The organism is Luteococcus struthionis, from assembly GCF_048595755.1.
Taxonomy (GTDB): Bacteria; Actinomycetota; Actinomycetes; order Propionibacteriales; family Propionibacteriaceae; genus Luteococcus.
The window spans coordinates 2526562-2549994 of sequence record NZ_CP184360.1; the positions used below are offsets into that span (position 1 = coordinate 2526562).

At 67.6% G+C, this 23433-nt stretch carries 22 protein-coding genes, 1 tRNA gene and 1 pseudogene; 19 read left to right on the forward strand and 5 right to left on the reverse strand.

Going from position 1 to position 23433, the window contains the following annotated elements; all coding sequences use genetic code 11:
* Positions 1 to 30 precede the first annotated feature (30 nt).
* On the forward strand, positions 31 to 435 hold the full coding sequence (locus ACOAMO_RS11680; RefSeq protein WP_420174948.1) for a hypothetical protein: 405 nt from the start codon (positions 31 to 33) through the stop codon (positions 433 to 435).
* Positions 436 to 450: 15 nt separating this feature from the next.
* Here the strand turns inward: ACOAMO_RS11680 and ACOAMO_RS11685 are convergent, their stop codons facing one another.
* The 3 genes from ACOAMO_RS11685 to ACOAMO_RS11695 all read right to left on the reverse strand — a co-directional run bounded on the left by ACOAMO_RS11685 (position 451) and on the right by ACOAMO_RS11695 (position 2719).
* Complete coding sequence (locus ACOAMO_RS11685) at positions 451 to 1263, reverse strand: DsbA family protein (protein WP_420174949.1); 813 nt, start codon at positions 1261 to 1263, stop codon at positions 451 to 453.
* Positions 1260 to 1853, reverse strand: coding sequence for a MauE/DoxX family redox-associated membrane protein (locus tag ACOAMO_RS11690; protein ID WP_420174950.1), 594 nt, complete (start codon positions 1851 to 1853; stop codon positions 1260 to 1262). The genes ACOAMO_RS11685 and ACOAMO_RS11690 overlap by 4 nt, the downstream gene beginning before the upstream one ends.
* A 77-nt stretch (positions 1854 to 1930) precedes the next feature.
* The gene (locus tag ACOAMO_RS11695) at positions 1931 to 2719 is read right to left on the reverse strand and encodes a DsbA family protein (RefSeq protein ID WP_420174951.1); all 789 of its coding nucleotides are present in this window, start codon (positions 2717 to 2719) and stop codon (positions 1931 to 1933) included.
* A gap of 118 nt (positions 2720 to 2837) precedes the next feature.
* On the opposite strand from ACOAMO_RS11695, the pseudogene ACOAMO_RS11700 reads away from it, so the two are divergent.
* The 5 genes and pseudogenes from ACOAMO_RS11700 to ACOAMO_RS11720 all read left to right on the forward strand — a co-directional run.
* Positions 2838 to 4296, forward strand: a pseudogene (locus ACOAMO_RS11700) (bifunctional folylpolyglutamate synthase/dihydrofolate synthase); the annotation flags it as partial.
* Entirely contained in the window at positions 4235 to 4582 is a 348-nt protein-coding gene (locus ACOAMO_RS11705; protein WP_420177026.1) for a DUF4233 domain-containing protein, read from the forward strand. The pseudogene ACOAMO_RS11700 and the gene ACOAMO_RS11705, both read left to right, overlap by 62 nt.
* A gap of 46 nt (positions 4583 to 4628) precedes the next feature.
* Positions 4629 to 5048 (forward strand): nucleoside-diphosphate kinase, encoded by a 420-nt coding sequence (ndk, locus tag ACOAMO_RS11710; RefSeq protein WP_420174952.1) that lies wholly within the window; start codon positions 4629 to 4631, stop codon positions 5046 to 5048.
* Positions 5045 to 6160 (forward strand): CPBP family intramembrane glutamic endopeptidase, encoded by a 1116-nt coding sequence (locus ACOAMO_RS11715; RefSeq protein ID WP_420174953.1) that lies wholly within the window; start codon positions 5045 to 5047, stop codon positions 6158 to 6160. Before ndk ends, ACOAMO_RS11715 begins: the two co-directional genes overlap by 4 nt.
* A gap of 62 nt (positions 6161 to 6222) precedes the next feature.
* Positions 6223 to 8178 carry a TIGR03960 family B12-binding radical SAM protein gene (locus ACOAMO_RS11720; protein ID WP_420174954.1) on the forward strand — a complete coding sequence of 652 codons (1956 nt, stop codon included), beginning with the start codon at positions 6223 to 6225 and terminating at the stop codon, positions 8176 to 8178.
* A 119-nt stretch (positions 8179 to 8297) separates the two neighbouring features.
* Here the strand turns inward: ACOAMO_RS11720 and ACOAMO_RS11725 are convergent, their stop codons facing one another.
* On the reverse strand, positions 8298 to 9368 hold the full coding sequence (locus tag ACOAMO_RS11725) for a hypothetical protein (protein WP_420174955.1): 1071 nt from the start codon (positions 9366 to 9368) through the stop codon (positions 8298 to 8300).
* A gap of 138 nt (positions 9369 to 9506) precedes the next feature.
* On the opposite strand from ACOAMO_RS11725, the gene ACOAMO_RS11730 reads away from it, so the two are divergent.
* From ACOAMO_RS11730 to ACOAMO_RS11790, 13 genes are all read left to right on the forward strand, one after another.
* Entirely contained in the window at positions 9507 to 10232 is a 726-nt protein-coding gene (locus tag ACOAMO_RS11730) for a TIGR03936 family radical SAM-associated protein (protein WP_420174956.1), read from the forward strand.
* Positions 10233 to 10503: 271 nt separating this feature from the next.
* Positions 10504 to 13434: an Rne/Rng family ribonuclease gene (locus tag ACOAMO_RS11735; RefSeq protein WP_420174957.1), complete on the forward strand. Its 2931-nt coding sequence runs from the start codon at positions 10504 to 10506 to the stop codon at positions 13432 to 13434.
* 504 nt (positions 13435 to 13938) lie between these two features.
* A complete protein-coding gene (rplU, locus tag ACOAMO_RS11740) occupies positions 13939 to 14247 on the forward strand; it encodes a 50S ribosomal protein L21 (RefSeq protein ID WP_342101151.1) in 309 nt (102 codons plus the stop codon).
* Positions 14248 to 14257: 10 nt separating this feature from the next.
* Positions 14258 to 14524, forward strand: a complete 267-nt coding sequence (rpmA, locus tag ACOAMO_RS11745; RefSeq protein WP_420174958.1) for a 50S ribosomal protein L27 — start codon at positions 14258 to 14260, stop codon at positions 14522 to 14524.
* Positions 14525 to 14744: 220 nt separating this feature from the next.
* Positions 14745 to 16322, forward strand: coding sequence for a DUF3352 domain-containing protein (locus tag ACOAMO_RS11750; protein WP_420174959.1), 1578 nt, complete (start codon positions 14745 to 14747; stop codon positions 16320 to 16322).
* A gap of 180 nt (positions 16323 to 16502) precedes the next feature.
* On the forward strand, positions 16503 to 18074 hold the full coding sequence (gene obgE / locus ACOAMO_RS11755) for a GTPase ObgE (protein ID WP_420174960.1): 1572 nt from the start codon (positions 16503 to 16505) through the stop codon (positions 18072 to 18074).
* A gap of 2 nt (positions 18075 to 18076) precedes the next feature.
* Positions 18077 to 19207 (forward strand): glutamate 5-kinase, encoded by a 1131-nt coding sequence (proB, locus tag ACOAMO_RS11760; protein ID WP_420174961.1) that lies wholly within the window; start codon positions 18077 to 18079, stop codon positions 19205 to 19207.
* A 68-nt stretch (positions 19208 to 19275) separates the two neighbouring features.
* The gene (locus ACOAMO_RS11765; protein WP_420174962.1) at positions 19276 to 20523 is read left to right on the forward strand and encodes a glutamate-5-semialdehyde dehydrogenase; all 1248 of its coding nucleotides are present in this window, start codon (positions 19276 to 19278) and stop codon (positions 20521 to 20523) included.
* A gap of 18 nt (positions 20524 to 20541) precedes the next feature.
* Positions 20542 to 20664 (forward strand): hypothetical protein, encoded by a 123-nt coding sequence (locus ACOAMO_RS11770; RefSeq protein WP_420174963.1) that lies wholly within the window; start codon positions 20542 to 20544, stop codon positions 20662 to 20664.
* Positions 20665 to 20703: 39 nt separating this feature from the next.
* The gene (gene nadD, locus ACOAMO_RS11775) at positions 20704 to 21459 is read left to right on the forward strand and encodes a nicotinate-nucleotide adenylyltransferase (protein WP_420174964.1); all 756 of its coding nucleotides are present in this window, start codon (positions 20704 to 20706) and stop codon (positions 21457 to 21459) included.
* The gene (rsfS, locus tag ACOAMO_RS11780; RefSeq protein WP_420174965.1) at positions 21456 to 21845 is read left to right on the forward strand and encodes a ribosome silencing factor; all 390 of its coding nucleotides are present in this window, start codon (positions 21456 to 21458) and stop codon (positions 21843 to 21845) included. The genes nadD and rsfS overlap by 4 nt, the downstream gene beginning before the upstream one ends.
* Before the next feature lie 6 nt (positions 21846 to 21851).
* Positions 21852 to 22490 (forward strand): histidine phosphatase family protein, encoded by a 639-nt coding sequence (locus tag ACOAMO_RS11785; RefSeq protein ID WP_420174966.1) that lies wholly within the window; start codon positions 21852 to 21854, stop codon positions 22488 to 22490.
* A gap of 106 nt (positions 22491 to 22596) precedes the next feature.
* Positions 22597 to 22669: transfer RNA gene (locus ACOAMO_RS11790), tRNA-Ala, on the forward strand.
* Positions 22670 to 22788: 119 nt separating this feature from the next.
* On the opposite strand, the gene ACOAMO_RS11795 is transcribed toward ACOAMO_RS11790, so the two are convergent.
* Complete coding sequence (locus ACOAMO_RS11795; protein ID WP_420174967.1) at positions 22789 to 23289, reverse strand: hypothetical protein; 501 nt, start codon at positions 23287 to 23289, stop codon at positions 22789 to 22791.
* Between the last annotated feature and the right edge of the window lie 144 nt (positions 23290 to 23433).

Here is a 23433-nt window from a genome sequence, read left to right on the forward strand (position 1 = left end):
CCCCTGTGGTTCGTTCTGGGGCGGCTAGTGATGGGCGCCGTTGGTGTGCTGACCGGGGTGGCCGTCATCACGGTGGTGCCGGTCCTGCTGCTCTTGCAGCTGGTGGCCATGGTTCCGGTGTTGCTTCGGGGCGCGCGGGTCTCACCCGCGGCTGCGGGGCGTCGCACCACCGCCTGCAGCCTGTCCTACTGGGGCTGTGTGCTGCTGCTGGGGGTCAGCATGGGAGACCTGCGTGACACCAGCCGGCCGGCCGTGTCCGCACCGCTGGTGTCGCTGGGCATTCCCGTCGAACTGGCAAACCTGGTGGCCATTCTGGCCGCCGTCGGGGGTGCCATCAGCCTGATCGTGCTGGTGGTCGTCGCGTGGATCGAGCTGTGCAGACTGCCACCAACGGTTCAGGGCCCGCCGTTCCCCACGGGGAAGGACGGGCCCTGAAAGCAGCGTGCTGGGTCAGCTGGCGGCAAGATCCTTGATCGCCTTGAGCAGCGACTCGGAGCTCTGGCCGACGCTCTCCAGTTCGAGCTTCTTGCCGTTGACCGTGTAGGTGGGGGTGCTGGTCACCTTGGCCTCGGCGGCCTTGTCGTTGACGGTCTCGACGAAGGGCTCGGTGGTCTTCTCGTCGAAGCAGGACTGGAATTGCGTCAGCTTGTCACCGGTGATCCCGACACTGGCGGGCAGCTCGTCGCGCAGCAGGGCATCGGGGTAGGCATCGTCACCGCGCACCTCGGAGGTGGGCTGCTTGGCGTAGACCGCATCGTGGTAGGCCTTGTAGGCACCGGCCTGGTCGGCGCAGGCGGCGGCGACGGCCGGCTTGGTGGAGTCGTCATTGCCCAGGTTGTCCTCCATGAAGGTCATGGTGCGGTACTCCAGGCTGACCTCGCCCTTCTCGACCAGCGGATCCAGCAGCGGGGCCAGCTGCATCCCCACCGACTTGCAGGCGGGGCACTGGTAGTCCTGGTAGACCGCCAGCACGGGTGCACCTTCCTTCGCCTTGCCGGGGTTGACCACGATGCCCGTGTCGTCGGCAGCGGCGTTGGCCGGACGCCCGGCGCTGGACAACTGCTCCGACTTGTTCTTGTTCTCCTGGATCAGGACCGTGGCGACGAGGGCGATCAGGGCCACCGCGAGCACGGCGGCGGCGATGCCGATGATCCGCATCGTGCGTTGGCGCTTGGCCTCGGCCTCCTGCTGCTGGCGAAGCTGTTCCCGGCGATTGGCCGCGCCACCGGCGGCGGTGGCGCCGGTGCTCTTCTTCTTGCTCATCGGGGGGTGTCCTCTCCGACGAGGGCATCCTCGTCAGTGTCGAAGTCGTCGTTGTGGGCAAAGTGGTCGGGGTCGTGCGGGATGGTGGAGGGGCGGAAGAGCCAATTGTCCACCGAGAAAGGGGTCTTGGGGCGCCAGGCCAGCCACGCGCCGCAGGCGAAGAAGGCTGCGTCGCGAAGGATCTCCTGCAGGTACTTGGGGTCCTCCGTCTCGCCGCCCTGGCTGAAGCAGCCGCAGTCGATGCTCAGGCCACGCGCCCAGGCGCTGCCGATGGCGGCGATGAAGGCGAGCATCGTCAGGGCGCCCACCAGGGCACTGACACGCGTGAACAGGCCCGCGAGCAGCAACAGGCCCAGGATGATCTCGAGGATCGGCAGCGAGTAGCCGATCATTCGCTCCATCGAATACGGCAGCCATTCGATCTGGTAGGCGCGCACGGAGAGCACATTGCCCTCCAGGTTGCCGATCTTCACCGCGCCGGCGTAGAGCAGCACTCCACCCAGCACCAGGCGGCACGCCAGGCCCACCCAGTCCTTCCGGGTGCGTCGCGACGATGGCGACGCCACCGTGGAAGTTCCACTTTCAATCACCGGGTCATCATACCTTCCATGCGGGGCGCCGTCGGTGGCGGAGCCGCCACGGGCCCGCGCGCCGCGGCGTGACGAAGTCATCGGGCCTGCTCCACGGCCGCGGCCAGTTCATCGGCATCGAGGCGCTGGTCAGCGAAGAGCGCCTGCAGGTCGAGGGGCTCGCTCAGCTGCCCCTCGCGGAGCACGCGGTACTGGGGTGTGCTGTTGATCTTGTCCTTGGCGGCCCGCTCGGAGATCTCGTGCACCACGTCGTGGGTGCGGCTCTCGTCGTAGCAGAGCTGGAAGGCGGGCAGGTCAGGTACGTCCGCGGCACGAGCGAATTGGTCGCGCAACTGGTCGTCGCCGTATCCCACGCCCTTCTTGCTGGACTGGTTGGCGAAGACCTCGTCGCGGTAGGCGGTGTAGCGGCCCTGCACGTCGGCGCAGGCCGCGGCTACGTTCGCGCGGGTGGAGGCGTCATTGCCCAGCCGCTCGTCCATGAAGTCCAGGCTGCGGACCTCGACGCCGAGCTTCTTCTGCTCCACCAGCTCCTCGATGGCAGGGGCCATGGCGTCGTGGGCGGTGCGGCACCCGGGGCACTGGTAGTCCTCGTAGACCACCAGGGTCGGTGCCTCGGCGGGGGTCGGCGCGGCGCTGATCCCGGCGCCTCCCGAAGCACGGTGGGGGACGTCCACCTGCGACCCCATCTTCGCCACCGGCGTCCGGTCACGCTGTGACAGGGTCCAGCCCACCAGGGCGGCCACCAGCACCAGCGCGAGCACCCCGATCGTCGTGCCCAGTCGCACGCGACGGCGTCGTTCCTCCTGGCGCATCCTCTCGGCCGCCTCTTCGGCGGCGCGACGGCTGGCTGCCGCACGTCTTGCCATCACTTCTCCTGGGTCCAGTGAGCCTCGCAACCGGGCCGGGTCCGGCTGCGCTACCCAGACTGCCACGACGGCCAAGGCCAGGACGCAAGCACCCGGTAGGCTGGCGCGCACCATGAACATGCCTGCAGCCCCCAGTAGTCACGAGCAGATCGTCGAAGAACTCATTGGCCGCTGGCCCGAGCACCGGATCGCCCCATCGCTGGGACGGGTGCAGGCGCTGTGCGACCTGTTGGGAAGCCCCGAGAAGTCTGCGCCCGTGATCCAGATCGCCGGCACCAATGGCAAGGGCAGCACCGCGATCATGGTCGACGCCCTGCTGCGGGCCAATGGGCTGCGCACCGGACGCTTCAGCAGCCCCCACCTCAGCGACCTCACCGAACGCATCTGCATCGACGGCGAACCCATCAGCCACGACCGCTTCGACGAACTGTGGGAAGACGTGCGTCCCTATGTGGAGATGGTCGATGCCCAGCAGATCGACGGGGTGAGCATGACCTTCTTCGAGGTCATCACCTGCCTGGCCTATGCGGCCTTCGCCGATGCGCCCGTGGACGTGATGGTCATCGAGGTGGGGCTGGGCGGCACCTGGGACGCGACCAGCGTGTGCAGTCCGCAGGTCAGCGTGGTGTGTCCGATCGACCTGGACCACACGCACATCCTGGGTGACACCCTGCGCGACATCGCGCTGGAGAAGGCCGGCATCATCAAGCCGGGAAGCACCGCCGTGCTGGCCAGCCAGCAGCCCGAGGCCGCGGAGGTGCTCACCGAACGAGCCACCGAGGTCGGCGCCCGCATGGTGCTCGAGGGACGTGACTTCGCCCTGCTGGAACGCACCCGCGCCGTGGGCGGGCAGTTGCTTCGCCTGCAGGGGGCCGAGGGGCCGGTCGGGGACGTGCACCTGCCGCTGTTCGGGGTGCACATGGCCCACAATGCGGTCTTGGCCATGGCCGCCGTCGAGGCGCTGCTGGGTGGTCGTGCCCTGGGCCCAGAGGTCGTCGTCGACGGTTTCGCGGCCGTCGAGGCACCGGCTCGGCTGGAACTGGTGCGCACCTCTCCGCCGGTGCTGCTGGACACGTGCCACAATCCGCACGGCGCGAGGGCGACGATGGCCGCCTTCACCGAGAACTTCTCCTTCACCCCCACCATCGGCGTGGTCGCGATGATGGGGGACAAGGACGTCGACTCCGTCCTGCGGATCCTGGGGGAGCAGCTGAACACCATCATCTGCACCCGCGTGAAGTCCACCGACCGAGGTCTCGAGGCCGAGACCTTGGCCGAGCGCGCCGCGGGCATCGTCGGCGAGGATCGCGTGCGGACCGCTCCCGACGTGGCGCAGGCCCTGGAGCTGGCCGTGGCACTGGCCGACGAGCAGCCGGGCGGGGGAGTGCTGATCGCCGGATCGGTGATCCTTGCCGGAGAGGCACGTACCATCCTCAAGTCGAGCGAACAGCCCGAGCCCGAACTGGACCGGGCCAGCCTTCGTACCCCCTTTGACCTGGACGGAGACAACCAGTGGTGAACCTGCGCCTCGGACCCCAGAACCCGATGAACAAGACGATGGTGATGATCCTGGCCTTCGAGGTGATCGTCTTCGGGCTCGGCTTCCCCGGCATGATCATGATCACCAAGTCTCCGTTGGGCGTCTCCCTGGCGGCCACCATCGGCGCCTGCCTGCTGGCGATCGTCGCGGCAGGCACCCTCAAGCGTCCGCTCGGCTATCCGCTGGGGTGGCTCACCCAGCTGGCGGGCATCCTGCTCGGACTGCTGACCCCGTGGATGTATGCGATGGGCGGGATCTTCGCCGCCATCTGGGTGGTCTCCTTCCTGATGGGACGCCGCCTGGAGACCAACGCCACGGCCTGACCGGAGGGCCGGGGCGTGGTGGTGCGGCTGCTTGTAGGCTGACGCCATGACGACTGAACGCACCCTGGTCCTGCTCAAGCCCGACGCCGTCGAGCGCGGCCTGATCGGCGAGATCATCCGCCGCTACGAGGCCAAGGGCCTGAGCGTGGCGGCGATGGAGCTGCGCACCGCCTCCGCCGAGACCGCCCAGCAGCACTACGCCGAACACGTGGGACGCCCCTACTACCCGGGCTTGGAGGAGTTCATCACCTCCGGTCCGCTGGTGGCCCTGGTGCTCGAGGGTGAGCGCGCCATCGAGGCCGTGCGCAGCATCAACGGCACCACCGACTCCGCCGTCGCCGCACCGGGAACCATCCGGGGCGACCTCTCGCTGTTCAAGAACCGCAACCTCGTGCACGCCTCGGATGCGCCGGAGAGCGCCGCGCGGGAGATCGGCATCTGGTTCCCCGAGCTGGCTGCGCAGTGACCCAGCAGCACGCATCCATCCCGTCGGGAGCGCCCCACCAGGCGCTCCCGATGCCGTCGGTGCCCATGCCACGGGTGCCCCTGCCGATCCAGGCGCGGGAGTACCACCACTTCTGGCGCACCCCCTTGCTTCGCTGGTGGCGGCCGGTCGTGGCCGTCGTGCTGGGACTGTTCGCCTTCATCGTGGTGACCATCGCGGCCACCACGGTCGCCATGGGGCTGGACGTGGCCAGTGGCCGCATCGACACCTCGGTGCTGGAGAGCATGGGCCCCGATGACATCAAGGCCACGCCGGCGCTCTTCCTGGCCAACAACGTGGCCCTGGCACTGTTGATCCCGATCTCGATGCTGCTCTCACGATGGATCTTCCGGCAGGGGCCGGGCTGGCTCGCCAGCGTGACCGGACGGATGCGCTGGGGCTGGATGGGCCGCTGCTTCCTCGTCCTCACCCCGCTGTGGGCCATCTGGCTGGGCCTGGAAGCCGTCCTGGTCTCCCGCTTCGGTGAGGGGATGGACCTGGCGGTGAACGACGACACCTGGCTCCTGCTGGTGGGAATCCTGCTCACGACGCCCTTCCAGGCGGCGGGTGAGGAGTACGCCTTCCGAGGAGTGCTGAACCGCAGTGCGGCCTCCTTCTTCGGCAACCGCTGGGTGGCAGTGGTGGTGGGTGCGCTGTTCAGCTCGACGCTGTTCATGTTCGCCCACGGCGCCGGGGACATGTGGCTCAACATCTTCTACTTCTGCTTCGGCCTGATCGCCTGCGCCATGACCGTGCGCACCGGCGGTATCGAGGCCGCCATCGCCATGCACGTGGTCAACAACGTGCTGAGCGAGCTGACGATGCCCTTCAGCGACATCTCCGGCATCTTCGACCGGCAGGCCGGGACGGCCGACGCGACGGTGCTCATCGGCGTGGTGGTGCCCCTGATCGGATGGGCCCTGGTGGAGTGGATGGCTCGCAAGCATCGTCCCCAGGTGAGCTCGGCCCCGGGACGTGAGCACCAGCAGATGCTGGACGAGCAGCTGGCGAACTGGCAGCGCCAGGTGCTGGAGTGGGAGGGCCGTCAGGCCGCAGCCTCGCAGCAGTACCCCCAGCAGCAGTACCCGCAGTAGTGGGGTGGGCGGTCACCGCTCGTTTCAGCCTTGCGGCGCCGCTCAACTACGCTTGTCGCATCATGAGCAATGACCTCAGCAGCAGTGCGCCCGCAGCCCCCGAGAGCCTCTTCGGCCGTCTCGAACCGCTCCTGGCCCAGGTGAACAAGCCCATCCAGTACGTCGGTGGGGAGCACAACAGCGTCGTCAAGGACTGGGACGAGGCGGACGTTCGCTGGTGCCTGATGTACCCCGACGCCTACGAGGTTGGCCAGCCCAACCAGGGCGTCGCGATCCTCTACGAGATCCTCAACGAGCGTGACTGGATCCTGGCCGAGCGCAGCTATGCCATCTGGCCGGATCTGGAGAAGCTGATGCGTGAGCGGCAGATCCCGCAGTTCACACTGGATGCCCATCGTCCGGTGGCCTCCTTCGACGTGCTGGGGCTCAGCTTCTCGACCGAGTTGACCTACACCAACATGCTGAACTCGCTGGACTTGGCGGGCATCCCGGTCTACAGCAGCGAGCGTCGTGAACACGATCCGATCGTGCTGGCCGGTGGCCACGCGGCCTTCAACCCGGAGCCGATCGCCGACTTCATCGACGCCGCAATCCTGGGCGACGGCGAGGAGGCCTCCCTGCTGGTCAGCGAGCTGATCCGCGACTGGAAGGCCGAAGGCCGTCCCGGTGGCCGCGACGGGCTGCTGCTGCGGCTGGCCGCCACCGGTGAGGTCTACGTGCCCCGATTCTACGACGTGACCTACCTCGACGACGGCCGCATCCAGCGGGTGGCACCCAACCGCCCAGGCGTGCCCTTCCAGGTGCGCAAGCACACGTTGATGGACCTCGACCAGTGGCCCTACCCGGCCAAGCCGCTGGTGCCGCTGGCCGAGACGGTGCACGAGCGCTACTCGGTGGAGATCTTCCGGGGCTGCACCCGTGGCTGCCGCTTCTGCCAGGCGGGCATGATCACCCGCCCGGTACGCGAGCGCAACATCGAGACCATCGGCAAGATGGTGGCCGGCGGGCTGGAGGCGACCGGTCTGGAAGAGGTGGGTCTGCTGAGCCTGAGCTCGGCCGACCACTCCGAGATCGGCGAGGTCACCAAGCAGCTGGCCGACCGCTACGAGGGCAGCAATGTCTCGCTCAGCCTGCCCAGCACACGGGTGGATGCCTTCAACATCGACCTCGCCAACGAGCTCTCGCGCAATGGCCGCCGTTCCGGTCTGACCTTCGCCCCGGAGGGGGGCAGCGAGCGGATGCGCCGGGTGATCAACAAGCAGGTCAGCGAGGACGACCTGATCAATACCGTCGCCACCGCCTTCGGCAATGGGTGGCGCCAGGTGAAGCTGTACTTCATGTGCGGGTTGCCCACCGAGACCGACGAGGATGTGCTGGCGATCGCGGGCATGGCTCGACGGGTGATCGAGACCGGCCGCAAGGTGGCCGGCACCCGCGACATCCGCTGCACCATCTCCATCGGCGGTTTCGTGCCCAAGAGCCACACCCCCTTCCAGTGGGCGGGCCAGGCATCGCCCGAGACCATCGACCACCGACTGCAGCTGCTGCGTGAGGCAGTGCGAGGCGACAAGCAGTTCGGCAAGGCCATCGGCATGCGTTACCACGACGGCAAGCCCGGCCAGATCGAGGGCCTGCTGAGCCGCGGCGATCGCCGTGTCGGCAAGATCATCGAGGCGGTGTGGCGCGACGGCGGCCACTTCGACGGCTGGAGCGAGCACTTCTCCTATGACCGGTGGGTGGCCTGCGCCGACGCTGCCCTGGCCGATGAGCCCGTCGACCTGGCCTGGTACACCACGCGTGAGCGCGACTACGACGAGGTGTTGCCCTGGGACCACCTCGATTCCGGACTGGACCGCGACTGGCTGTGGGAGGACTGGCAGGACGCCCTCGACGGCGGTGACGTCGAGGACTGCCGTTGGACTCCCTGCTACGACTGCGGTGTGTGCCCACAGATGGACACCGAGATCCAGATCGGCCCCACGGGCCGCAGCCTGATCCCGCTGCAGGTGGTGCACTAGCCACGGCTGACCGTGGCCACGCGATGGCATGACGAGAGCCCGTCGGGCCCGGTGAGTCCCGGGCCCGACGGGCTGCGTCGTCCTTGCACCACCACACCGCGGTGAACCGTGGCCGGGGATCAGCGGGTCCGGTCGAGCACGACAGCCGAGGTGACCCGCATGCCCCGATTGGCAGTGCCACCCGCCAGCAGGATGCTGCGGCCGGTACCCAGGTCGTAGCTGTGCAGCGCCAACAGGTCGCCGCCACAGTGGGTCGCGGTGAGATAGGTGATTGACCTGCCGGTGATGGCGATCGCCCCGGACTTGTCACCACCCACCGGCAGCCAGCTGAGCCTGCTGCCCCGGACACGGGCCAGCGACGGTGAGCCGCAACCGTTGATCTTGGCGACCACGGTGCCCTTGGGAGTGCGCCAGTGGTCCTGGTAGCCCAAGGAGTACTGCACGGGCTTGGTCGGCAGCGCGGTGGTGAGCGCCACCGGGGCCGTGCCGCGGACGTCGAAGCGGAAGACCTGGCCGGTCCCCGGGCTCGTCCGAAGGAAGCAGACGCCCGTCAGCTGGGTCCTGCTGGTCCAGTGACCGGGCATGCAGTTTCGGTACCCCTTCGGTGTTGGCAGCGTGCGCACCAGCGCGCCCTTGTTCCCGTTCACCTGAAGTCGTGACGTGGAGCTCTGGCTCACGACGAACAGGCCGTCGGGTGACTGGGTGGCGAAGGAGGAGCCCTTGGTGCCCGCGTAGCGTGCCTGCAGGCTGCCGCCGAGCGTGGTGCGCAGCAGGCCTCGGCCGTAGGTGTTGACCAGTAGGGCGGTGCCGGACGGGTTGCTGAAGCGAACCTCGGCAGGATCGGTGGCCGCTCCGGCCACGGCGGTGACCCTGCGCGTGCGCAGGTCGAAGATGCGGTACACGGCCTTGCCGCTGGCGTGATCCACATAGAGGACCCGACGTCCGTCCCTGCTGAGGTCGACGATGGAGGCCAGGGCGCCGACCCGGGCCACGCGATATTGCTTGCCGGTGGGGGAGAGCAGCACCATCTGTTGGGCGGCACCCCGTCGTGCGGACGGCTGGAGGGTGGTGACGGCCCATCCGTCGGTGGGGGTCGGGGTGGCGGCGACGGCGGGTTGGGTGGACAGGGCCGTGCTGGTCAGCAGGGCGGTGCCCAGGGCGAGGGTGGCTGCGTTCCGAGTGATGTGCATGGTGGCCTCCGAGTGCGTGGGTGGTGCTGTGTGCACCGCCCTCACCCTCATGTACGAAGTGGGGTCGGGGCGGGTTGCGCCGTCGCCATGAGAGTTGCGTGAGAAGTAGCTGTGAGCTGTGCCGCTAGGCTTCCGCCCATGGCACGACAGCAACCCGAACAGCAGGCTCCTCCGGCGCAGTGGCTCCGCGTCCAGTACGCGAAGCGTGGCCCGGCCCGGTTCACCAGTACGCGCGACTTCGGGCGCGCCTTCGAACGTGCCCTGCGCCGCGCTCACATCCCGATGGCCTATTCGTCGGGCTTCAATCCGCATCCGCGCCTGTCCTATGCCAATGCCTCGCCCACCGGGGCTGCCACGGAGGGGGAGTACCTGGAGATCGGGCTGAACCAGGTGTGCGACCCCACGGAGATCCGTGACCGGCTGCGAGCCGTGATGCCGCCCGGTCTCGAGATCGTCGACGTGGTGGTCTCCGACCGCCGTTCGCTGTCGGAGGTGCTCACCGCCTCGCAGTGGTTGGTCGAACTGGATCCGGTGGGGGAGGGTGACATTGCCCAGGATGCCCTCGAGTCCGCAGTCGCCGACCTGCTGGGACGTGAGACCTTCGAGGTGAGCCGGATGACCAAGACGGGTCTGCGCACCTTCGACGTGCGTCAAGCGGTCGCCGAGCTGGAGGTTTGTGGGTCTGCGACGCTGCGACTGTTGAGCCACCACACCACCCCCTTGGTGCGGCCAGACGACTTGGTGCGGGCACTGCGACAGATCGAACCTGCGCTGGAGACCGAGCGTCCTGCCATGCTCACCCGACTGGCCCAGGGCACCTTGGTGGACGGCGAACTGCGCTCGGTGATGACCAGCCAAGGCTGAGCTCCACGGCCCGGGAAGCCCGGGCCGGAGCAAACTTTCCCCGGGACGCTCCGGCGCAAAAGGGCGATGTCGCGGCCGGGTGTGTCATACTTGCGGGCAGGTAAGCAGTCGATGTGATGACTGCTCACTCGGACTGGTGAGCACTGCCGACCGCGACGATGGACTCGACCGCGGGGCTGGGCCGGCTGGTCCGACATCCGCCAGCTTTTCGGTCGCGGCCCCGTTCGGTCGCGGCTGACGAACCGCACCCTTGTGGTGCCTAGGAGCGCACATGCTCGATGAGAATTCAGTGGAACAGGACAATTCCAGCGAATCGTCCGAGACCTCCCAAGCCCAGCCGCCGCGTCGTCGGCGGGCTGCCGGACGGCCCGCCGGGCCCCCGAAGGCCGTTGAGAGCACCGAGGCCGCGGTCCCGGTGACCAAGGCCGCCGGCACCGCCAGCGTCGTGGACAGCTCCGCGCAGGTCGGCGACGAGAATGCGGAGCCCACGCAGAAGCCCAAGCGTCGCCGTGCCACCCGCAAGGCCGCCGCACCTGCGCCCGTCGAGGCGCCGCAGGTCACGGTGCAGACGCTGCCCGCCTTCGAGGCGGCGGCGCTGGTAGAGACCGAGCAGCCGAGTGAGGCCACGGAGCCGGAACAGGCCGAGGCGAGCCAGGCCGAGCCTGACGAGACGCCTGAGGCTGAGGAGTCCGAGGCTGAGGAGCTCGAGGCCGAGGCCGAGGCCGAGGAGGCCGCGGCTGGGGAAACCGAGGACGAGCCCGCCGAGGAGGAGCCGCAGCAGAGTGCGCCGCGGACGCGTCGCAGCCGCAGCCGTCGCACCTCGCGCCGCGACACGACCCAGACCGAGACTCCGGACGAGGATGCCGACGGCCAGCCGACCCAGGACGAGACGGGCCAGAACGAGGCAGCCCAGCAGTCGGAGGGCGAGCAGTCGGAAGACCAGGAGCAGGCCCCGGCACCCACGCGTCGTCGTCGTACGCGCAAGTCGGCCGCAGCCGCCGAGAAGAACGACGAGCAGCCCGCCGACGTCGACGCGGCATTGGCAGCGGTGAGCGCCGCCGCGGCGGAGCGTCCGCGCCGTGCCCGCAAGGTCGCCAAGGCCGTGGCCAACCCCTTCGTGACCCCCACTCTTCCCGTCGACGAGAACGGTGAGGTGGACACCCAGGCTGTGTTGAATTCGCTGGCGGCCTCCATCGCCGGCAAGGAGGGCGATTCCGCCCCCGAACGCGAACAGCTGGCCCAGGACCCCGAAGAGGTCGAGAAGGACCAGATCGCAGCCGACGACGAGTCGGCCTCCACCGTCGCGACCACTGCCTCGCCGAGCGAGCAGGACGCCTCCGACGATGACGACAAGTCCACTGACGATTCGGACGAGAATGGCGAATCGGGCGAGAACGACGAGGACCAGTCGCAGGACGAGCAGGAGGGCGGATCGCGTCGCCGTCGCCGTCGCCGCGGTGGACGTCGCCGTCGCCGTTCGTCTGACTCCGATCAGTCCGACCAGGACAACAACGACGATTCGAACGAGGACGAGGGGTCGTCGGGATCCGATGACGACCAGTCCGACGACTCCGATGGTGATTCCGAGGAGCAGTCCAGCAGTGGCACCCGTCGTCGCCGCCGTCGTCGCCGTCGCCGCGGTGAGGACACCGGGGGAGCCGACGACGATCCGAGCGATGTCGTGGTGCGCGTGCGCGAACCGCGTCGAATCCGTACCGCGGCCCAGGCCGCTGACGAGGTCACCGGAATCGACGGTTCGACCCGCATGGAGGCCAAGAAGCAGCGTCGCCGCGAGGGGCGGGCGGCTGGTCGCCGTCGCACCCCGATCCTGTCCGAGGCGGAATTCCTGGCACGCCGGGAGTCCGTCACCCGCCGAATGGTGATTCGCCAGGGCGAGGACTACACCCAGCTGGCGGTGCTCGAGGACGACATCTTGGTGGAGCACTACGTCGATCGTGCTTCGGCCGCCAGCCTCATTGGCAACATCTACCTGGGCCGCGTGCAGAACGTGCTGCCCAGCATGGAGGCCGCCTTCATCGACATCGGCCGTGGCCGCAATGCGGTCCTCTACGCCGGTGAGATCGACTGGTCGCAGTACGGGGCCGCCGGTGAGCAGAAGAAGGTCGAGCAGGTCCTCAAGAGTGGCCAGACGGTCCTGGTGCAGGTCTCCAAGGATCCGGTGGGTGCCAAGGGTGCCCGCCTGACCGGTCACATCTCGCTGCCGGGGCGCTACGTGGTCTACTCGCCGGGCGGTCACCTGTCCGGCATCAGCCGCAAGCTGGCCGATTCCGAGAGGCACCGCCTCAAGGAGATCCTCGGCGACCTGATCGACGACGACTCCTCTGTCATCGTGCGCACCGCCGCCGAAGGGGCCAGCGAGGAGGAGCTGGTCCGCGACGTGAACCGGCTCAAGGCCCAGTGGGAGATCATCGAGAAGAAGTCCAAGCAGGGCAGTGCGCCGCAGCAGTTGTACGCGGAGCCCGACCTGACGGTCCGCATCGTGCGAGACCTGTTCACCGAGGACTTCGCCGAGCTCGTGGTGGCCGGCAATGGTGGCCAGGAGGACGCCTACGAGGCCATCAACGGTTACGTCACCCACGTCGCCCCGCACCTGGCCGAACGCCTCACCAAGTGGGACACGGCCGAGCAGGGGGACCCCTTCGCCAAGTACAAGATCGACGAGCAGATCGCCAAGGCGCTGGAACGCAAGGTCTTCCTGCCCAGCGGTGGATCGCTGGTCATCGACCGTACCGAGGCGATGACGGTCATCGACGTCAACACGGGCAAGTTCACCGGCACCGGTGGCAACCTGGAGGCGACGGTCACCAGCAACAACCTGGAGGCGGCCGAGGAGGTCGTGCGCCAGCTGCGGCTGCGTGACATCGGCGGCATCATCGTCATCGACTTCATCGACATGGTGCTGCCCAGCAACCGTGAGTTGCTGCTGCGACGCCTGGTCGAGTGCCTGGGACGAGACCGCACCCGCCACCAGGTGGCGGAGGTGACCAGCCTGGGCCTGGTCCAGATGACCCGCAAGAAGATTGGCACCGGGCTCGCGGAAGCCTTCACCGAGGAGTGCAGCGGCTGTGGCGGACGGGGTTACATCCGCCACGACCACCCGGTGGAGAGCCAGGCGCCGGCCGACGGTGGCGACCGTCACCACGGTGGCGGACGTCGCGGACGCCGGGGCAACAACCACTGATCTTCCCCTCGACAGGCTCGGGGACCGGTTGGGGCACGTGGCTCGGGACTGGTTCCGGGTAAGTGGCTCGGGATCGGTTCCGGGGCCAAGGCTCGGGACTGGTTCCGGGGCCAAGGCTGGGGACTGGTTCTGGGGCCAAGGCTCGGGACTGGTTCCGGGGCCAAGGCTGGGGACTGGTTCTGGGGCCAAGGCTCGGGACTGGTTCCGGGGCCAAGGCTGGGGACTGGTTCTGGGGCCAAGGCTCGCGGACCGGATGCGGCTGGGAGGCCTGGGGTGGGCCCCGAGCCTTCCTTCTCTAGCCCCGAGCCTCCCTTGCTCGGCGCCCGAGCCTGTCGAGGGCCCGCCAGTTTGACCGTGCAGGACGACGGCGGTAAAGTTGGCGGTCGGTCCGGGTTGCGGGCGTGATGCAGTTGATGTGTCCGCCAGGTGCCCACCGAATGACTTCCAGCCGGCCCGTGCCGGTGGGATTTTTTCTTCACGACATCGAACGAGAGTAGGTCAGGCGTGTACGCGATCGTGCGCAGTGGCGGCCGCCAGCACAAGGTTGCCGTTGGCGACGTTGTCGAGATCGACAAGGTGACTGACAAGGTGGGCGACAGCGTCGAGCTGACCCCCCTGCTGTTGGTTGACGGCGAGACCGTCACCTCTGACAAGGGCGCCCTTGAGAAGGCTTCGGTTTCCGCCGAGGTGCTGGCTGAGACCAAGGGTCCCAAGATCCGCATCATGAAGTACAAGAACAAGACCGGTTACAAGAAGCGCCAGGGGCACCGTCAGAAGTACACCCAGGTGAAGATCACCGGCATCAAGGCCTGAGGGGGCTGACATGGCAACAAAGAAGGGCGCATCGTCGTCCAAGAACGGCCGCGATTCGAACGCACAGCGCCTCGGCGTGAAGCGCTTCGGCGGCGAGCTCGTCAACGCTGGTGAGATCATCGTCCGCCAGCGCGGAACCCACTTCCACCCCGGTGAGGGCGTCGGTCGCGGTGGCGACGACACCCTGTTCGCCCTGGTGGGTGGCAATGTCCAGTTCGGCACCCGTCGTGGTCGCCGCGTCGTCAACATCCTGCCCGCCGAGGTTGCGGCCAGCTGACGTCGACCAACTGGTCAAGCAAGACATTCACAGGAGGGTGACCCCAATCGGGGTCACCCTCCTGTCTTGCGTTCCAGACGAGATCTTTGGATCACTGTCCTTTCTTGGCAGGTGCTGAGGAAGGGAACACGCACCGCTGAGACGACCCTTTCGGTCTCTAGTCTGGTGCCGCCCAATCAGACGAGGCCCCTGTTCGGGCCACCTTCCCGAGGATTGAACAATGACCGAGAACCACCCGTCCGATTTCACCCCTCCCGCCTCCAATTCGGCAGACGCCCCCGTGGCGGCCGCTCCCGGCCAGTTCGAGCCCGCCCCGGCCAAGAAGTCGATGGGCAAGGGCACCAAGGCGGGGCTGGCCGGTCTGGCCCTGCTGCTGGCTGCCGGCGGTGGCATTGCCATTGCCGACCCCTTCGACCTGCGCAAGGACGGCGCAGAGAGCGCCGCGGCCGTGCTTCCCGCCGACGCGGTGGGCTATGCCGAGTTCAACTCCAATCCCGAGCTCAGCCAGAAGGCCGAGATGGTGCGCTTCGCCATGAAGTTCCCAGGCCTGAAGAAGAAGGTCTCGCTCACGGAGGATGGCGACCTCAAGCAGGAGCTGTGGGATTCGCTGAGCAAGGACGGCAAGTGCTCCTCGATCAACTACGAGGCCGACATCAAGCCGTGGATTGGTGACCGGGTGGCCGTCGCGGTGCGCGACGGGGCCAAGGACCCGATCGTGGCCATCCAGGCCAAGGACGAGCAGCAGGCCCGTGATGGTGTGAAGAAGATCAACGAGTGCTCGGACAACAAGCAGGAAGGTGTCGCCTGGGCTGACGGCTTCCTCCTGATGGCCAAGACCCAGGCAGAGGCCGACAAGGCCGTCACCGATGCCGAGAGCGCCCCGCTGGCGGACAAGGCCGAGTTCACCGAGGACATGGAGAAGGTCGGCAAGCTCGGACTGGTCAACTTCTGGGGCACCAAGGAGGGTCTGGTCCAGTTGTCCAAGGAGAACGACGTGCCCAACGGCCTCGGCCAGGCCGGCGGCGCCGCGTCCAAGGCCGACGTCAAGAAGCAGCTGGAGGACGCCACTGTGCGAAGTGGTGCCGGAACGCTCCGCTTCGCCGACGGCAACCCCGAGATGAAGGTGGTGGCCAAGAACACCAAGGACGTCAAGACCAGCACCTCATCCACCGCCCTCAGCGACCTGCCCGCCGACACCACCGTGGCCCTGGGCATCAGCAATGGCGCCCAGCTGCTGGACGAGAACTGGGCCGAGATCGAGAAGGCCCTGGAGCAGGCCGACGTCAAGGTGGCCGACGTGGAGAAGCAGATGGGCATCAGCCTGCCCGAGGACCTCAAGACGCTGCTGGGCGAGGACATGCGCGTGGCGGTGGGCCCGCTGGACAAGCAGACCCTGCAGAACATGCAGAATCCCTCGGAGCTGCCGGTCGCCATCGCCAGCAAGACCGACAAGACCAAGCTGACCAGCCTGGTTGACAAGATCGGTCTGGCCGACGCCGGCGCCAAGGTGACCGGTGACGACGTCGCGGTGGTGGCGCTGAACGACGAGTGGTCGGGCAAGCTGGCCAAGCCCTCCGAGACGCTCGAGAAGGATGCCGCCTTCAAGGCCGCCTTCGCGATGCCGGAGCAGGCCCAGAGCGGCATCTACGTCAACGTCGACAAGCTCAAGCCGCTGTTCACCGACTCGATGGATGCCAAGACCCGCGAGAACGTCGAGCCGCTGCAGGCCGTCGGCATCACCAGCCACGTGGAGGATGCCAACTACTCGGTCTCCACAGCGCGAGTGAGCGCCAAGTGAGTCATCACTGAGTGGTGTGCCACACCCGAGGCGCCCCGGCCAATGCCTGGCCGGGGCGCCTCGGCGTCCTGCGGAATCCTCGATCCCCGACGCAATGGGGCAGCCAGCTAGACTTGCACAGCTGACGAATGCCATCTGCGGCTCGTCGCACCAATCGATTCCTGCAGGAGAGACGTACCCATGGCCATTCCTTCCTTCGTCGACCGCGTGACGTTGACCGTCATCGCTGGCAACGGCGGCCACGGCTGCGCCTCCGTGCACCGCGAGAAGTTCAAGCCCTTGGGCGGCCCCGACGGCGGCAACGGCGGCGACGGCGGATCGATCGTGCTGCGCGCCGATCCGCAGGTGACCACCCTGGTGGAATACCACCGCCAAAGCGTCCGCAAGGCCAGCAATGGTGAGCCCGGCATGGGCGACCACAAGAACGGAGCCAGGGGAGAGGACACGGTGCTGGGGGTGCCCGAGGGCACGATCATCACCGATGCCGATACCGGCGAGGTGCTGGCAGACCTGACCGGTGACAACGTCGAGGCGGTGGTGGCCGCCGGTGGCCGCGGCGGGCTGGGCAATGCAGCCCTCGCCAGTGCGGCACGCAAGGCGCCCGGTTTCGCCCTGCTCGGTGAGGAGGGCGAAAGCCGCAAGATCGTGCTGGAGCTCAAGGTGGTGGCCGACGTCGGCCTGGTGGGCTTCCCCAGCGCCGGCAAGAGCTCCCTGATCGCCGCCATCAGCCGTGCCCGGCCCAAGATCGCCGACTACCCCTTCACCACGCTGGTTCCCAACCTGGGCGTGGTGGTGGCCGGCGACGTCACCTACACCGTCGCCGATGTACCCGGCCTGATCGAGGGGGCGAGCCTGGGCAAGGGCCTGGGCTTCGACTTCCTGCGCCACATCGAGCGTTGCCAGGCGATCGTGCACGTCGTCGACTGTGCCACCTTCGAACCCGGTCGGGACCCGTTGAGCGACCTGGACATCATCGAGGGCGAGTTGAGCGCGCACGGCGGGCTCGAGGACCGGCCTCGGCTGGTGGCCCTGAACAAGGTGGACATCCCCGATGCCGCGGAGATCGCGGAGATGGTCAAGGCCGACGTCGAGGCACGCGGTTACAAGACCTTCGTCATCTCCACCAAGTCGGGGGAGGGGCTCAACGGGCTCACCTTCGCCATGGCAGAACTGGTCGAGCAGCGTCGCGCCATGCTGCCGCCGCCGGCACCCAAGAAGATCGTGATCCGTCCCAAGGCCGTCGCCGAGAAGGAGGCCTTCACCATCAAGAAGATGGGTGATGGCGAAGGCGGCTTCGTCTGGCGCGTGCGCGGTGACAAGCCGGAGCGTTGGGTGCGGCAGACCGACTTCAACAACGGTGAGGCGGTAGGCTACCTGGCCGACCGGCTCAACCGGTTGGGTGTGGAGGACAAGCTGCTCGAGATCGGTGCCCGGCCCGGTGATGCCGTGGCCATCGGTGGTGGCGACGATCCCGTGGTCTTCGACTTCGCCCCGCAGGTGGAAAGCGGTGCCGAGCTGCTGTCGCGTCGCGGTGAGGACCAGCGCTTTGAGGAACAGCGCCCGGCCGTGGCCCGCCGTCGCGAGAGGGATGCTGAGTACCAGGAGCTTCGAGGCGGGATGCACCGCGACGCCTGGCGCGTGGTCAATGCGGCCACCGACGGCTATCTGTCCGACGACGAGGACGACAACGGCTTCGAGGCGGACTACCGCGCGGTGGGCCAGGAGCCCGACGACGACGGTGAGGACCGCTGAGCATGCGTGAGGCGCTGCGCCGCGCAGAACGAATCGTGGTGAAGGTCGGATCCTCGTCGTTGACCACTGCGGCAGGCGGGATCGATCCGCAACGAGTGCAGAACCTGGTGGACGCGGTGGTGGACGTGCGTGCCCACGGCACCCAGGTGGTGCTGATCAGTTCCGGCGCGATCGCGGCCGGGCTGGCGCCCTTGGGGCTGTTGCGCCGCCCGCGTGACCTGGCCACCCAGCAGGCCGCCGCCTCGGTGGGGCAGGGTCTGCTGATGCAGGAGTACACCGAACGCTTCGGGATGCACGGTCTGCGCGTGGGCCAGGTCTTGCTGACCGTGGACGACCTGACCCGTCAGACCACCTACAAGAATGCGCTGCGCACCCTGGGCAAGTTGTTGAGCCTGCAGGCCGTACCGGTGGTCAACGAGAACGACACCGTGGCCACGCACGAGATCCGCTTCGGTGACAATGACCGGCTCGCCGCCCTGGTGGCCCAGCAGGTGCGCGCGGATGCCCTGGTGCTGTTGAGCGACGTGGACGGGCTCTACACGGCCCACCCCGATGAGCCAGGATCGCAACGCATCGTGCATGTCAGCGACGTCGACATGCTCGAGGTGGACACCCACAAGGCGGGCAGCGCCATTGGCAGCGGTGGCATGACCACCAAGCTGCAGGCCGCCCACATCGCGACCAGCGCCGGCATCCCCGTGGTGCTCGCCCGGGCCGACCAGGCGCTGGCAGCCATGACTGGGCAGGAGGTCGGCACCGGCTTCGCGCCCATCGGCAAGCGCCGTCCACGGCGCCTGCTGTGGCTGGCCCACGCCACCAATGCCCGCGGTCGGCTGCTCCTGGACGAGGGTGCGGTGCGGGCCGTGGTGGAGCGCAAGGCCTCCTTGCTGGCGGCCGGGGTCACTGGGCTGGAGGGAGACTTCGTCGCCGGCGATCCGGTGGACCTGGTTGGACCCACCGGCAAGGTGGTGGCTCGCGGGCTGGTGGGCTTCGGCTCCGACGAGCTGCCCGAGATGCTGGGCCGCAACTCCCACGAACTGTCCCAGCGCCTGGGCCAGCAGTACGAGCGTGAAGTGGTGCACCGCGACGCCCTGGTGGTGCTGGCACGCCGTCCCCGCGCCGGACGTTCCTGACGCCCCTCGCGTCTGCAGGGGCGGACAATGATCCGTCCCGGCGGATGGTGGCCGTAGTCTTGGGGACCATGAGCAGCCCCTTCATCACCCAGGCCACTGCCGCCCGCGACGCCGCCCGCGCCCTGGCCGTCCTGCCGCGAGGCCGCAAGGATGCCGCCCTGCATGCCATGGCCGATGCCCTGTTGGCCGCCCAGACCCAGGTGCTCGTCGCCAATCGCGAGGACGTGGCGGCAGCAGAGGAGGCGGGCACGGCGCGAGCCATGATCGACCGTCTCACCCTCAGCGAGGACCGTATTGCCGCAATGGCGCAGGGACTTCGCGATCTCGCCTCACTTCCCGACCCGGTCGGCGACGTGCTGCGCGGCTTCACCACCGCGGACGGGCTTCGCATCACGCAGGTGCGGGTGCCCTTCGGCGTGGTGGGCATCATCTACGAGGCGCGGCCGAATGTGACTGCCGATGCGGCCGGCATCTGCCTGAAGTCGGGCAATGCCGCGCTGCTTCGTGGCTCATCCTCGGCGCTGAAGTCCAACCGTGCCGTCGTCGCTGCCCTGCGCGAAGGCCTGCAGGGTCAGGGAATCGACCCCAATGCGGTCTGCCTGGTGGAGGGAGGCCGCGAGGTGACCACCGAGATGATGACCGCCCGTGGTCTGGTCGACGTGCTGATCCCGCGTGGCGGGGCCGGGTTGATCAATGCCGTGGTGACCGGTTCCACCGTGCCCGTGATCGAGACCGGCACCGGCAACTGCCACTTGTTCGTCGACGCCGAGGCAGACCAGCAGATGGCGCTCGACATCATCCTCAACGCCAAGACCCAGCGTCCCAGTGTCTGCAATGCGCTGGAGACCCTGTTGGTGCACGAGGCCATCGCCGAGGAGTTCGTGCCCAAGGTCCTCGACGTGCTCACCGGGGCAGGGGTCACCGTGCACGGCGACGAGTCCATGACCTCCCTCTCTGGCCGGGTGGTTCCGGCCGCCGAGGACGAGTTCGACGCGGAATACCTGTCGCTGGACCTGGCCGCGCGGCTGGTGAAGGACGTCGACGACGCCGTCGCCCACATCCGGGCCCACAGCTCGGGGCATTCGGAGACCATCATTACCAAGAACCTCGCCACCGCGAACCGGTTCACCTCGCAGGTGGACGCTGCGGCGGTCCTGGTGAATGCGTCCAGCCGGTTCGTCGACGGAGGAGAGTTCGGTTTCGGGGCAGAGATCGGCATCTCGACGCAGAAGCTGCACGCGCGCGGTCCGATGGCCTTGCCCGAGATGACCTCGACCAAGTACGTCATCGTGGGAGATGGGCACACCCGGGCCTGATTCCGCTAGGCTGCGGCCATGTCTCTGGTGCTTCTTGAATCGTCCATCCCGACCATCACGATCGGGGTCGTCTTCGTGCTCGTGGCGCTGGCCGCGCTGGCCTTCGTCATGAATGTCGGTGCCGGTCGTCCCCACAGCTGATCGCGGACCGCGATGAGTTCTGACGCCTCGGAAAAGGCGATGGGAATCGTCCATTCCGAGAATGGGCGCCGTTGGCGTTTGGGCGTCATGGGTGGAACCTTCGACCCGATCCACCACGGACACCTGGTGGCTGCCAGCGAGGTCGCTGCGCGCTTCGGGCTCGACGAGGTGGCCTTCGTGCCCACCGGCGTCCCGTGGCAGAAGGCGGGACGCAAGGTGTCGATGGCCGAGGACCGCTACCTGATGACGGTCATCGCCACCGCCTCCAACCCGCGCTTCAGCGTCTCCAGGGTCGACATCGATCGCCCCGGGGACACCTACACCGTCGACACGCTGAAGGACCTGCGCCGCAATCGTGGTGACGACGTCGACCTGTTCTTCATCACCGGTGCCGATGCGCTGGCCAAGATCCTCACTTGGCGTGGGGCCGAGGAATTGTTCGACCTGGCGCACTTCGTCGGAGTGAGCCGTCCCGGGGTGCCCTTGGGGGAGGAGGACATCGCCCACCTGCCCGACGACAAGGTGACCCTGCTCGAGGTGCCGGCCATGGCGATCTCGTCCACCGACTGCCGCAATCGGACGCAGGAAGGTCTGCCCATCTGGTACCTGGTGCCCGACGGCATCGTGCAGTACATCGCCAAGCGTGGGCTCTACGGTGCTGGCCAGGTGGCCCCCGAACCGGTCGACGTGACCGCTTCGCCCGATGAGCTGGCCGCCATCGCGGCGATGGAGAACGAACGGCTTCGTGCCAATCCGAGTGACAACCCCGAACCCAATCCAAAGGACTCTGCGTGAGCGCAACCGACAATGCCATCTCCGTCGCACAGGCGGCTGCCCAGGCGGCCGCGGACAAGATGGGAACCGACATCGTGGCCTTCGACGTGAGCGAGCAGCTCGCGATCACCGACATCTTCCTGGTGGTCAGTGCCGCCAGCGAACGTCAGGTGGGGGCCGTCGTGGACGGCGTCGAGGAGGCACTGCTGAAGCAGAAGCTGAAGCCGACGCGTCGTGAGGGCGATCGGGAGAATCGCTGGGTGCTGCTGGACTACGTCGATGTGGTGGTCCACGTGCAGCATGAGGAGGAACGCTCGATGTACTCCCTGGAGCGTCTGTGGAAGGACTGCCCGAGGATCGAGCTCAACCTGCAGGAACCCGCCGAGGAGCAGGGGAAGGACGCCTGAGCTGACATGAGCAGCAAGGTCGCAGCATCAACAGCACCAGCCACCCGGCTGGTGTTGTTGCGTCACGGACAGACCGACTGGAATGTGGAGGGTCGCTTCCAGGGGCAGCTCGACGTGGGTCTCAATGACGTGGGCCGATCCCAGGCACGCTTGGCGGCGCCCCATGTGGCGGCACTGCAGCCCGACGCACTGGTCTCCTCGAACCTCTCGCGGGCCAGTGAGACGGCCTCCTTCGTCGCCGCGGAGACCGGGCTTGTGGCGAACCTGGATGAGCGGGTGCAGGAGATCAATGTCGGATCCTGGGGCGGACTGACCGGGTTCGAGATGGCCGAGCGGGATCCGGGCTTTGCCGATGCCCTGCGCAGCGGGCGGGACTTTCGTCGCTCCCCGGAGGGGGAGACGGCCGACGAGGTGGGCGTGCGAATGCGGATGGCGCTGACCGATATCGCGGGACTGCACGAGGGCCTGACCACCGTGGTGGTCTCGCACGGCCTGGCGATTCGGATGGCGTGTGGCTACCTGCTGGGCTGGGACTTCGCGCACAGCTGGCAGCTGGGGCCAATGGGCAATTGTGCCTGGTCGATCCTGGTGCGCACCCACGACCGTCCGTGGCGGCTCGAGGCCTACAACCGCATCGCTTCGTGAGGCTTGTGGGGGTTCCTTCCGAGGTCACCCGATTTGCCAGTGGGGCAGTGCTCTGTGTAATGTTCTCTGAGTCGCAACGAGCGGTTCGCTCGAAACGGCAGTGCACGGGGCTATGGCGCAGTTGGTAGCGCGCTTCCATGGCATGGAAGAGGCCAGGGGTTCGAATCCCCTTAGCTCCACCGGATTGGATATTTCAGAACACCTGACGTCGTTGGGTGCGAGGACGGCGATCGGCTCCTTGGGCTGGGGCGCCGTTTTTTCGTCCTCGGTCGTGCTCGCTTCTCCCCGTCTGGCGTTTCTAGCGCTGCGCTGCACGCGTCTCGGTCGTCTCGGGACGAAAGAGCCAGATGGCCAAGCCGACGGTGATGGGCACGAAGGTGAGCAGGAATACGGCGAAGAACAGGGAGAAGCCGGGGCTCTCGGCGCGGGCGACCGTACCCAACCATGGTTCGGACATGACCTGCTGCGTCTGGCCGACATACTTCGCGCGACGCTCGTGTTCCTTCAGACACAAAGAGTACGAGCCGCTAGCGGATTCGGGTTCGGACCACTGCACATGAATCTCGTAGCGCCGCTGCCGTTTGTCGGGATCGCAGAAGTCTTTGAACCATGGCCCGTCAGAGATGGCGGTGATGCGAGCACTGTGCACGGAAGTCTGCCCCGTCGCATTCGCCACCTGGAGGGCCACATGGCCTCGCAGCGTGAACGCGAAGGCAAGGGCGGCGAGCAGGATGATCACCGTCGCCAGGTTCAGCCGCTTCGGACGTCGGGGAGCCGTCTCGGCAAGTCGTGAATTCACCAAGGCAGGATAACGACGCCGGGGTCACGCGGGGGAGTCCTTCGCAGGCCAGCTGGGGCGCTCCGGGACGGGGCCAGACGCTGCCTCGGCCTGATTTGCGTCCCGAGTCACAGTGGAGTAATTTCTTGTCGTCGCCTCGGCGAT